This is a genomic window from Undibacterium sp. SXout7W, from assembly GCF_049339385.1.
Lineage (GTDB): Bacteria > Pseudomonadota > Gammaproteobacteria > Burkholderiales > Burkholderiaceae_D > Undibacterium.
Genome location: NZ_JBMPPF010000153.1, coordinates 1 through 287 on the forward strand (window position 1 = coordinate 1; position 287 = coordinate 287).

The window sequence follows — 287 nt, forward strand, 5'->3', positions numbered from 1 at the left end:
ATGCTTTCACTGGTGGCCGTTAAAGCTTATTACGGCGGCTTGCTGGTAGGTTATGCACTATCAGCATTAAAAGAGCATATACCCAACGTTGAAACTCGTGTTGCCGCGATTTACCGCCAAGGTAAAGCCATCAAGCCGCTGGGCACAACAGTCATTGAAGCAGATGATGAAGTGTTTTTCCTTGCGGCGACCAAGCATATTCGCGCTGTCATGAACGAATTGCAAAAGCTAGAACGTTCATACAAAAAGATTATGATTGCAGGTGGTGGTAACATCGGCGCAGGGCT

Annotated in this window: 1 protein-coding gene; it reads left to right on the top strand. The window is 47.0% G+C overall.

The window, feature by feature from the left end; genetic code table 11:
* Positions 1-287, top strand: a 287-nt coding sequence (locus ACO0LB_RS20890; protein ID WP_423052666.1) for a TrkA C-terminal domain-containing protein, incomplete at both ends; no start/stop codon positions are given.